Here is a 12,098-nt window from a genome sequence, read left to right as displayed (position 1 = left end):
CACAAATAATTTTTCGCGTCCTAGCTGACAGCAAAGCGATCGATCTCAGTCAGAGTTTAGCTGATGTTAACTTTCATTGGTTAGAGTCTTTAGAAGAGGTAGTCACGGCAGCAATTAAATTAGCCTAGAATCAGTGATCAGTTCAATTGAAAAAATGGCGTTTTGGGTTTGTTATGTTCTTAAATCTGACACTCCGCACATCTTCATATATTTTTATATATTTTTACATTCCTCAAGATGTTTTTACCAAAAACTGTCATTGTAGAAACTACTATTAAGAACCATTCTCAATAATTGATTTTTCTGAGAAAACAAATTACAATTCTTCACCTTGAGAAAAATCGATCACTCTAGCTATAATCATTGCTGGTAATGGTTTCTAAGCAATGTATTAGGGAAAATTATCAATGGAATGTTAAGAAGTGGGGAAGGTAGGTTAAATGTAAAGTTTTATTGGGAGATGCAACGTTTCTGCCCTGAAACTATATTATTGTCTTTCAAGTAAAAAAAACACGATGTGCAACTAAAAACGACAGAATCAGGGTTACAAAGGAGACTTTATCTCTGCTGATTTCTGAAGACCTTGTAAATCAAGACTAAAAATATGGTTGCACACGGGTTAGGAAAAATATTGCACATTGCCAAATCATGCCAAATCCCAATTTCGATTCAGTGATTGATACTTTCACAATCGACGATCTGTTTTTTCTCCGTTATCAATATCGCGTCTACAAGGAATGGAACAACGATCCCCGTCTCGCCGTTCTGCCTGGCTTCAATCCCGGTGTGACGGGCGCCAGACCCACCAGTGGCATCCGCTTTGTCGATGGCACGGATCAATTGCGTTACCAGGTGGGTGGCGGCATCACCCCCATCTCGGCACCCTACCCCTTGTCCACCACAGATCCGAAATTCATGGCCGGGGCGACAGGCACACTGTTTCGCCGTCTCACCAGCCAGAGCTTCACGCAAGCCACGGGTGGTTTCACGATCAACTTCCAGACGGGAGCGGTCGTCTACGACCAAAACTATACGATTGATTACAGCCTTCGCGGCTCTGCCAATCCCAGCAATCCCTACATCTTTGATGCCAGCCCCAGGCTGATCAGCAATCTGGTTTCCAATCAAAGCGGCAGGACAGCGCTGCAGTTGTTGGATGATCCCTACGCCAGGGAGTGGACCCAGGCCGGCACCCAGGCCGGCAAGCGGGTGAGCCAGAAAAACAACACCCGCCATGAAACCATTCTCACCGGTGGCAATGGGGTGAATGGCTCCAATACTGGGAATCCCCTGCCGAATTCAGGCTTTTTCGCCCTGTTTGGCCAATACAACGACCACGGCATGGATTTTCTCGCCAAGGGCAAGGATGGCAGCCTGCTGATCCCGCTGCTCCCCGGAGACAGCCTTTACACCCCTGGCTCGCCCACCAACTTCATGGCTCTCTCCCGCACCAACACGGTGCAGGTGGAGATCGGCGAGGGCAGCCGCGATGCCCTGGTGGCGGAGCTAGGCCTAGCGGACTACAGCCGCCCCAGCCAATGGGATGTGGACAATGAGAACGCCGCCATCGGCACCAGCTTCACTGGCACCAGTGGGGGGACCTTGGTACTCAATGAGCAGCTGATCGTGATCAGTGCGGGTGCCACCCTCAACGATATAGTGACCACCATCAACAGCAAGGCGGCCTTCACCGGCGTGGTTGCCTCCACCACCACTAACGGCAGCGGCCAGAGTGTGCTGAAGCTCACCCCACGCAATGGCGAGAGCTTCAACCAGACCTCCGCCTTTTTTGATCTCAACCAGGTCTATGGCTCGGTGGAGAGCCATGCCATTTTCATGCGGGAATACAAGGGCAATGGTGAACTGACGGGCCGGCTGCTCGCAGATCCGCAAAACTCCACCGCCCGCTGGTTTGACCTGAAAAAGAATGCCGAGCGCATTGGCCTGACCTTGCGCGATCGCGATGTGCTGTCTGTACCCCTGGTGGAGATCATCCCCCAGGGCCAGCCCAATGCAGGCCGCTATGCCTTTGTGGTGCTCAACAAGGTGACGGGGCAGAAGAGCTACGTCTTTGATACGGCGGATGTCACGTCCAATCAGGTGCTGGCCAAGGCCGGTTCAGCGTTTCTGATCGATCTGGCCAGTGACTGGAAAGGCTCTCCCCAGCCTGCTGGTAGCGATCCCTTCAAAGCCAACGGTGATCTGAAGGATCCCTCTCGGCTGAATCAACACGCTGTGGGCGGAGATGGGCGCCTGAATGAAAATATTGGTCTCACGGCAATGCATGAGATCTTTGTCACCACCCACAACAATATCCTGTCTCAGATTCAGGCCAATCTAGCCCAGAATGCCGGAAACAATGGTAATAACCAGGCCCTTTCCGGACAAGAGCTGTTTGAAATGGCCAAGCTGGCCAATGAAAACTTCTACCAACACCATGTGTTGCAGGAGTACGCGCGGCGCATTACCCCCAACCTGGGTGCATTCGCAGGTGCCAACGCGGGCAACAACAACAACGCCGGCTTCAATGCCAGCATCTTGGCGGAATTCGCCTCCAGCGCCTTTCGCTTCGGCCATTCCCAGCTCACCGAAACCGTGGCCCTCACCTCGGTGAACCAGCAAACGGGCCTGGCTAACCCCGGCGGGCAGATGGACATCCCGCTGCTGCAGGCCTTTCTCGCCCCCCAGATCTACACGCGCCACACAGCAGGGCAGATCGCCGCAGGGATGAGCCAGCAGGTGGGCAACGCTACCGATGAATTCATCACCAACACCCTTCAAAACGCCCTGGTGGGCCTGCCCTTGGATCTGGGTGCCCTCAACATCGCCCGCGGCCTGGATACCGGCATCACCTCCCTCAATGAAGCCCGTCGCCAGATTCAAACCTACCTTCGTGACGTACGCACCTCTCCAGGGGGCACCACCGGGTTGGTGCAGGCCAACAATGCCATTGACGCTAACCTGGCGTCCCTGGAGGCCAACCTGCGGCCCTATATCAGCTGGAAGGATTTTGGAGCCCATCTGCTTCATCCCGAATCGTTGAAGACGTTCATCATGGCCTACGCCCGCGATGCCATCCTCAGTGGCTATTCGGGCAATGCCGATCTCTCCTATTGGAATCAACTGCAAGCCAGTTCGGCTCCAGGCGCGGCAGCCACCTACGCCGCCGCCCTCTCCGCTGCGGCGGATTTGGCCATGGGGGATGACGCTTTCATGGGCCTGCTCTACAGCGGCAGCAGCACGGATGCCCTCAATCCCGCAGCACCGGTGAACACGCCCAGCGGCAACCAGGACTTCCAAAAGATCTCCCTCTGGCTGGGGGGATTGGCAGAGGCCAAAACCCCCGGCGGTATGCTTGGCCCGACCCATGATTTCATCTATGCCTACCAGATGCAGCAACTGCAGCGGGGTGATGAAACCTACTACCTGAGCAAGCTGGCTGCCACGGATCTGGTGGAGGAAATCAAGGGCAAGACGGTGGCCGACATGGTGATGGCTGCCACGGGAGTTAAGCATCTCTACCACAAGATCTTTGCGGTGAATGATGCTGATTATGAGCGATCCCTGCAAAGCTTCAACACCTATTCTTCTGAAGCTTTATTGCTTGAGGCCACTCAGACGGTGGTGGATGTCACTGGAACTCAACGGCTGGTGGGCAGGGCTGGCTATGTGAATGGCGTGCTTGTCGGCAATGGTGGCAACTACCTTGATGCCCGCGGCGTGTTCAGTCCCAACGGGGAGGGCAAGGCCAGTGAGCTCTTTGGCGGCACCAACGGCTCCGATCAATTCAAGGGCTTGGCTGGGGATGACTGCATGTGGGGCGATGGAGGCGCGGACACCTTCTGGGCCGGCGATGACAATGACTTTGCCGATGGCGGTGAAGGAGATGACACCATCTACGGTGAAAACGGCTTTGACATGTTGCGTGGGGATGCCGGCAACGATCAGATTTATGGCGGCACTGGCAACGACGATATGTATGGCGGAGAGGGCAACGACAGCCTCTTCGGTGAGGATGGCGTCGATGATCTCAACGGCGGCAATGGCAACGACCTGGTCTCCGGTGCGCTGGGCAACGACCAGGTGAAGGGACAGGCTGGTAACGACACCCTCATCGGCGGCCAAGGGAACGACACTATCACAGGGGGGGGAGGAAACGATCGCTTCACCTTCAACGAGGCCCCGGGTCTCAATGGGGTGGATCAACTGCGGGACTTCAACTCCAGTCTGGACCAACTGGTCTTCGACAAGAACGTCTACGCAGGCCTGAGCGGCTCCACCCTTACCGCAGCCCAGCTGCGGGCGGAGGCCGGGGCGACGGTGGCCAACACGGCAAGCCAGCGCTTCATCTATAACCTCTCCAACGGTGATCTGTTCTTTGATCCCGACGGCACTGGCGTTGTCACGCCCACGCAGATCGCCAACCTGAACCGCTTCAATCCAGCTTTTCCCTCGGATGTGGCGTCGGCCAACGCGGTCTTCCCCAACCTGGTCAGCAGCAATTTCTTGCTGATCTGAGCGGCCTTGGAAGCGTAATAAATTACGGCGGTTGCTTTATTCGTCTGGCACAGCTAATTCCTTAGTGGAGAATGTACCAGACCAATCCTGAATCCGCCGTAGTTATTATGACCAACTTATAGTCATTTCAGATAAGTCTGATACACTCTAGACCAGTTAAACCCTTATGAACTCTTCCAGGTTCTGTGTGATAAGTTTAACTTACATAGGATCGATCTTTGTGTCCTCTGTGTCTGGAGTGGTTCCCTCCACTCCCTCGCCAGCAGGACTGTATCTCAGAATACATTTTACCCACCAAATCCAAAAGAGCCCCTTATGAACTCTGGCATTGATATTCTCAATCTTAATTGAAATGACTATAATTCCCTGGGAAAAATTTGAAGAAGAATACGCAAAAAGCTTCCCTGAAAATAAGGGGGCGCCCGCCTTACCATTTAGGGTGGCATTGGCATCATTAATTATTCAATAAAGATTAGGAATAAGTGATAGAGAAACCATCGAAGAAGTTAGGGAAAACCCTTACCTCCACTATTTTATTGGGCTAAAAAACTATCAAATAGAAGTCCCTTTTGATGCCAAAATGATGGTATATTTTCGGAAAGGAATTAACTTAAATCTCCTTAACAAAATTAACCAAGAAATGGTGAAAAAAGGACGAGAAATTCTCGATGGCAAAGAATCTGGTGCCAGAGTGGACGGTGAGTTTGTCGAACCGCAGAAGAGGGAGGAGAAGAAAGTGAGACAGTGAGTCAGACGTGAGACATTTCTTTTGCCTCTTGCATGAGTGACTCTTGCCTTCAGAACCTGATTACTGTTTACTGTTTACTGACCACTGAAAAAAACTCCCATCAACAGTGTCTCACTGATTACTGTTTACTGTTTACTGATTACTGTTTACTGTTTACTGAAACAACTCCCAACACTTAATATATGAAATGGACAGATAAAGATCAGATAATTATGCAAGGGATCGATCGACCCCTAGGCAAATATTATGCGGCACGATTGAAAGCTCAGGGAACCTGTTTAGTAGCCGGGGTGGCTAGTGGCCACGGTGGTGAGATAATCGCAGAGATACCAGTGTTTGATCTAGTGGCCGAGGCCGTTGCTGAAGCCGGAGAAATCAAGACCAGTTTAATTTTAGTCCCCCCCAATCAAGTCCTAGATGCGGCCTTAGAAGCGATCGCAGCAGCAATTCCCCAATTAATTATCGTCACCCCCGGAGTTCCCCCCTTGGATCTGGTGGAATTATTAAAGATAGCTAGTACCACCGGGACATTAATTCTCGGCCCCGGCAGCCAGGGTGTGATTATTCCCAATTATCTTTGGTTGGGTATTTGTGAACCCAGTTTTTATCAATCGGGGACAATCGGTCTGATCACCCGTGGCGATCGCATAGGGGATGAAGTGGCGAAAACTTTAACAGCAGCCGGTTATGGTGAATCTATGGCGGTAAATTTGGGTACTGACGGCATTATTGGCTCCAATTTGTCCCAATGGTTGCAGGTTTTTGAGGAAGATGAAAATACCGAGGCGATTCTCCTCGTCAGTCAGGTGGGAGGAAAGGCCGAAATCGAGGCAGCCAAATATATTGCCTCGGCGATCGAAAAACCAGTGATTGCCTATCTTGTCGGGTTAAATACAGCGATTGAAACCAATTTCGGCGATACAGAAACAATTATTTCTAACCAACTTTCCTACTCTGTTGCCGCTAAGAATACCAGAAAAGATAGCTTACGTCATTTTCAAGAAGCTGGGGTGACAGTGGTGGAAAAATTGGCCGATTTACCCAGCTCTTTAGCTAAAGTCTTGTCCTGAATTTGACCCCATTGCTCCAATAATATTTATAATCTGACAATATTCTGCGAAAATAAGCACCTAACAGGATGTTTCACCCCATCCAGGGGATTTTCGATGACAATTCCTGAGAGCTACTATATCATGGTAGATCACCTGTGATTCCTCAGACCGGCCAAGATAAAGATGGCAACAGGCAAAAATTAGGAAAAATCAGCGACAATCGAAACGGCAAGATCAAAAAAAATTCTATTCTAGATTGACCCTTTCAGCAGACCAACTATCCCACCCTTCTAGACAACGACCCTAAGGATAACTTCTATGGCGCAACAAAATAACCTAAAAACCGACAATATACACCAAATCGATCCCTATTGGGGTCCCCGATGGCTCGTAGAGGAACGGGACGCTTGCGGAGTCGGTTTTATTGCCGATGTGCGCGGTTCTGGTAGCCATCAACTGATTGAACAGGCACTTTTAGCCTTAGGTTGTTTGGAACACCGGGGAGGCTGCAGCGCCGATCAGGATTCCGGGGACGGTTCCGGTATGATGACCGCTATCCCCAGAGATGTCCTCGCTCCTTGGTTCGCCGAAAATGGCTTAAATATGCCAGAATCTGAGCGTCTAGGGGTGGGTATGGTCTTTCTTCCCCAAGCGGCCCAAGAACGCACCGACGCTAAAGCACATATCGAGGAAATTGTCAATAAATATAATATTAAGATTTTAGGTTGGCGTGCTGTTCCCGTCCATCCCCAAGTCCTCGGAAGACAAGCAAGGGAAAATCAACCCTACGTCGAGCAAATTCTGGTGACTTCCCCCGATTTAGCCGGTTCTCAATTCGATCGCCTACTCTATATTGCCCGTTCTGAAGTCGGTAAGCAACTGGCCGATGATTTCTATTTCTGTTCCTTTTCCTGTCGCACCATTGTCTATAAAGGGATGGTACGGGGCGAAATCCTGCGAGAATTCTATCTAGACCTGCAAAATACCGCCTATAGCAGTCAATTTGCCATTTATCACCGTCGTTTTAGCACCAATACCCAACCGAAATGGCCCCTCGCTCAACCGATGCGCTTATTGGGTCATAACGGCGAAATTAACACCCTTTTGGGCAATATTAACTGGATGTCGGCCCGGGAACCCGCTTTAGAAACCCAAGGTTGGACCCACGAAGAATTACAATCCCTGACCCCCATTGTTAACCCCGCTAACAGCGACTCCTATAACCTCGATAGCGCCCTAGAATTATTGGTGAGAACCGGTCGCAGTCCCCTAGAAGCGGCTATGATCCTAGTGCCGGAGGCCTACAATAATCAGCCGGATTTACAGAATTATCCCGAAATTATCGACTTCTACGAATACTATAGCGGTTTACAGGAACCCTGGGACGGTCCGGCTTTACTGGTATTCAGTGACGGGGGAATCGTCGGCGCCTGTTTGGATCGCAACGGTTTGCGACCGGCCCGTTATAGCATTACTAACAATGGTTATATCGTCGTTTCCTCGGAAGCGGGAACTATTCCCCTCGATGAAACCACCATTATCGAAAAAGGTCGTCTCGGCCCCGGTCAAATGCTCGCAGTGGACCTAGAAAAAGGCGAAATTAAGCGTAATTGGCAGATTAAACAGGAAATTGCCCGAGCTAATCCCTACGGTGAATGGGTGAAATCCCAACGCACCTTGATTGACAAAGAAACAGCGATAGACATTCCCGCTCCTAGTCATCTCCTTCCCCTGCAAACCGCTTTTGGTTATACTGCCGAAGATGTGGATATGATTATCGTTCCCATGGCAGAACAGGGAAAAGAACCGACTTTCTGTATGGGTGATGATACTCCCCTAGCGGTCCTCTCCAGTAAACCCCATCTTCTCTACGATTACTTTAAACAACGTTTTGCCCAAGTTACTAACCCCCCCATCGATCCTTTACGCGAAAGTTTAGTCATGTCCTTGACTATGTATCTGGGACGACGGGGCAATATACTTAAATTAGGGGTTGATGACGCACATTTACTGAAATTAGACTCTCCCCTGCTCAATAATGCGGAATTAGCCAAAGTTAAAACCTCTAGCTACAGAACAGCCGAACTTTCTACCCTTTATGATCTGACCACCGGCCCCCGGGGATTAGAAACAGCGATCGCTCATTTGTGCGCTGAGGCCGCCAAGAAAGTAGCATCGGGAGCGGAAATTTTAATTCTTAGTGACAGAACTGCTCCTATTGACGAAAAAACTAGCTATATTCCCCCTTTATTAGCTGTTGGTGCCGTCCATCATCACCTGATTCGCTCACACTTGCGTTTAAAAGCTTCGATCGTTATCGACACGGCCCAGTGTTGGAGTACCCATCACTTCGCTTGTCTAATTGGTTATGGCGCTTCCGCAGTTTGTCCCTATCTGGCCCTAGAAACGATCGCCCAGTGGTGGATCGAGCCAAAAACCCAGAAATTGATGGAAAACGGCAAATTAGAAGCTATTAGCCTCGAAAAAGCCCTAATTAATTACCGCAAATCCGTAGAAGCAGGATTACTGAAAATCCTCTCGAAAATGGGTATTTCTCTCCTATCTTCCTACCATGGGGCGCAAATTTTCGAGGCGATCGGATTATCGGCAGATTTAGTTAAACTAGCTTTTAACGGTACTACCAGTCGCGTCGGGGGTTTAAGCATTGCTGAAGTGGCCCAAGAAGCGATCGCATTCCACAGTAAAGCTTTCCCCAATCTTACCGCCAAAAAACTAGAAAACTACGGTTTTGTCAACTACCGTCCGGGGGGAGAATACCACATGAATTCCCCGGAAATGGCGAAAGCACTCCATAAAGCCGTGGCCGCTCACTCCCAAGGTGAAGGATATGACCATTACGAAACCTATCGTCAAATCTTGCAGGAAAGACCTGTCACCGCTTTACGCGATCTATTAGAATTTAACAGCGATCGAGCCTCAATTGCCATCGAAGAAGTAGAATCGATCGAAAGTATCCTGCAACGCTTCTGCACAGGGGGAATGTCCCTCGGTGCCTTGGGCCGGGAAGCACACGAAACCCTAGCGATCGCCATGAATCGCATCGGAGGTAAGTCCAATTCCGGAGAAGGGGGAGAAGATCCGATCCGTTACACCAGCTTAAGCGATGTGGATGCCGAAGGACATTCCGTGACCATGCCCCACCTAAACGGCTTAAAAAACGGTGATACAGCTAATTCTGCCATTAAACAGATAGCTTCGGGCCGTTTTGGAGTCACTCCCGAATACTTAATGAGTGGAAAACAGCTAGAGATTAAAATGGCCCAGGGAGCAAAACCGGGAGAAGGAGGTCAATTACCCGGGAAAAAAGTTAGTCCCTATATTGCCATGTTACGGCGATCGAAACCGGGAGTAACTTTGATTTCTCCCCCTCCTCACCACGATATCTACTCGATCGAAGATTTAGCACAATTAATCTACGATTTACACCAAATTAACCCCCGGGCCAAAGTTTCCGTCAAATTAGTGGCCGAGATCGGTATCGGCACAATTGCGGCCGGAGTTGCCAAAGCTAACGCTGATATTATCCAGATTTCCGGCCACGATGGTGGTACAGGTGCATCACCCCTAAGTTCGATCAAACACGCGGGTAGTCCCTGGGAATTGGGAGTGACGGAAGTGCATCGGATGTTAATGGAAAATCAACTGCGTCATCGGGTGATTTTGCGCGCAGATGGAGGACTAAAAACCGGTTGGGATATCCTCATGGCTGCCGTGATGGGTGCGGAGGAATTCGGTTTTGGTTCCATTTCCATGATTGCTGAGGGGTGTATCATGGCCCGCGTCTGTCACACGAATAATTGCCCTGTGGGAGTCGCTACCCAGCAGGAACGTCTCCGCGCTCGTTTTCCAGGAATTCCCGCTCATGTGGTCAATTTCTTCACTTTGGTGGCTGAGGAAACGCGGCAATTATTGGCGAAATTAGGCTATCACAGTTTAAATGAGGTGATTGGCCGGGCAGATCTGTTAAAAGTGCGCTCCGATGCTCGTTTAACTAAGACAGAATCCCTCAATCTCGATTGTTTGTTGAATTTACCCGATGGCCGCAGCGATCGCTCTTGGTTGCAGCACGAGGAAGTACATAGTAACGGTGCTGTCCTCGATGAGGAAATTCTAGCCGATAGCGAGATTAAACAGGCGATCGAGCAACAGGGAACCGTCAGCAAAACCTACAGGATTGTCAATACCGATCGCTCCGTCGGGGCGAGAATTGCGGGGGTAATTGCCCAAAAATACGGTAATGATGGCTTTGAAGGCGAAATTAAGCTCAATTTCCAGGGCGCAGCTGGTCAAAGTTTCGGAGCATTTAATTTACCCGGTGTCAATCTCCATTTAGAGGGAGAAGCTAACGATTATGTGGGTAAAGGCATCTACGGCGGCGAAATTGTCATCGTACCGCCCCAAAACGCCAATTATCAGCCCGAAGATAACGCTATTATCGGTAATACCTGTCTCTACGGGGCCACCGGTGGGGTATTATACGCTAATGGTCGCGCTGGTGAACGCTTTGCTGTCCGCAATTCCACTGCAAAAGCAGTTATCGAAGGGGCCGGGGATCACCTCTGTGAATACATGACCGGGGGGGTAATTGTCGTGCTTGGTTCCGTCGGTCGCAACGTCGGCGCCGGGATGACGGGAGGATTAGCTTATATCCTTGATCCGTCCCTACCGGAGAAACTCAACCCCGAAATTGTCAAGATTCAACGGGTTGGCACGGCTGCCGGTGCGGAACAGTTAAAATCTTTAATTGAGGCCCATGTAGAACGCACTAATAGCCCCAAAGGTAAGTTAATTTTAGCTAATTGGGATAGCTATCTCGGTCAATTCTGGCAAGTGGTCCCTCCCTCGGAAGCGGATAGTCCCGAAGCGCAAATTAGCGCGGAGAAAACCTTAACTTCGGTGTAATTTCCTCGGGGTGCGTTACTCTTGGTTAACGCACCCATTGATTAATTTTTTGACTGCGGAGTTGATTAATGGCCATGCTGCCCATCCCCACCACCTATACTAGCTATACCCAAGCACAGGAACATTTTCTTCAGGTTTTAGAACAAGTAGAACTGGGAAACTCGATCGTTATTGTCCAACGTCAGGGTCATCATGATGTGGCCTTGATTGCTGCTGACGAATTATCCGCTTTATTAGAAGAAGTTTATCTTTTGCGCTCTCCAGCTAACGCTCAACGACTTTTTCAGTCCTTAAATTGGTCACAAGAAAGATTATCTCAGACAGCTGCCACCACTTCTCTAGAAGAATTACGTCAAGAATTGGAGACCGAGATTGAGCAAGAAAAAGCCGCAGAAGTCTGAAACCGAAATTGTGCGAGTTTGTCCTGAATTTGCCCCACAATTTCGCGAAGATTTACGGTGGTGGGCCCGCAATAACCCCCAAATCTGGGAACGTCTTTGGGACTTAATTGAAGCAATACTTGCAGAACCTTTTTCCGGTATTGGTAAACCTGAACCTCTTAAACATCTTGGCTCTAATTTATGGTCAAGAAGAATTAATTTAGAGCATCGTTTAGTTTATCAAGTCGAGAATAATCGAATTTTATTTCTGCAAGCTCGCTATCATTACGAATAATTATACCTAATCTAGTATCTCCAAATTGATTATATGGGGACATATAGCGGGTTTCAGTTGAATGAGGTACAGCATGGATGACTAGGTAGGCTCTTTAAAAGGGGTATCGCAATAGCAACAATGGGTAAACCAGTGATGGATGTCTCGCAATGTAATCTGACTAAAGGCTTGAACGATCGCTT

The 12,098-nt window shown here is 49.7% G+C and carries 5 protein-coding genes and 2 pseudogenes; all 7 read left to right on the top strand.

All coding sequences use genetic code 11. From position 1 onward, the window contains the following. Positions 1-128 (top strand): annotated as a pseudogene (locus IM475_RS15855) (ATP-grasp domain-containing protein); the annotation flags it as partial. 520 nt (positions 129-648) lie between these two features. Further along, positions 649-4,518: a peroxidase family protein gene (locus tag IM475_RS15850; RefSeq protein ID WP_287728199.1), complete on the top strand. Its 3,870-nt coding sequence runs from the start codon at positions 649-651 to the stop codon at positions 4,516-4,518. Between the two features lie 355 nt (positions 4,519-4,873). Further along, positions 4,874-5,170, top strand: a pseudogene (locus IM475_RS15845) (transposase); the annotation flags it as partial. A gap of 278 nt (positions 5,171-5,448) precedes the next feature. After that, complete coding sequence (locus tag IM475_RS15840; RefSeq protein WP_287728198.1) at positions 5,449-6,336, top strand: succinate--CoA ligase subunit alpha; 888 nt, start codon at positions 5,449-5,451, stop codon at positions 6,334-6,336. A 300-nt stretch (positions 6,337-6,636) separates the two neighbouring features. Next, a complete protein-coding gene (gltB, locus tag IM475_RS15835) occupies positions 6,637-11,241 on the top strand; it encodes a glutamate synthase large subunit (RefSeq protein ID WP_287728197.1) in 4,605 nt (1,534 codons plus the stop codon). Positions 11,242-11,309: 68 nt separating this feature from the next. Further along, positions 11,310-11,642: a type II toxin-antitoxin system Phd/YefM family antitoxin gene (locus tag IM475_RS15830; protein ID WP_002763237.1), complete on the top strand. Its 333-nt coding sequence runs from the start codon at positions 11,310-11,312 to the stop codon at positions 11,640-11,642. Between the two features lie 10 nt (positions 11,643-11,652). Continuing rightward, the gene (locus tag IM475_RS15825; RefSeq protein ID WP_253852127.1) at positions 11,653-11,916 is read left to right on the top strand and encodes a Txe/YoeB family addiction module toxin; all 264 of its coding nucleotides are present in this window, start codon (positions 11,653-11,655) and stop codon (positions 11,914-11,916) included. Positions 11,917-12,098 lie beyond the last annotated feature (182 nt).

The organism is Microcystis sp. M061S2, assembly GCF_020245605.1.
Lineage (GTDB): Bacteria > Cyanobacteriota > Cyanobacteriia > Cyanobacteriales > Microcystaceae > Microcystis.
Note: the sequence above shows the minus strand (reverse complement) of the source record. Positions and strands in the feature narration are given on the sequence as shown.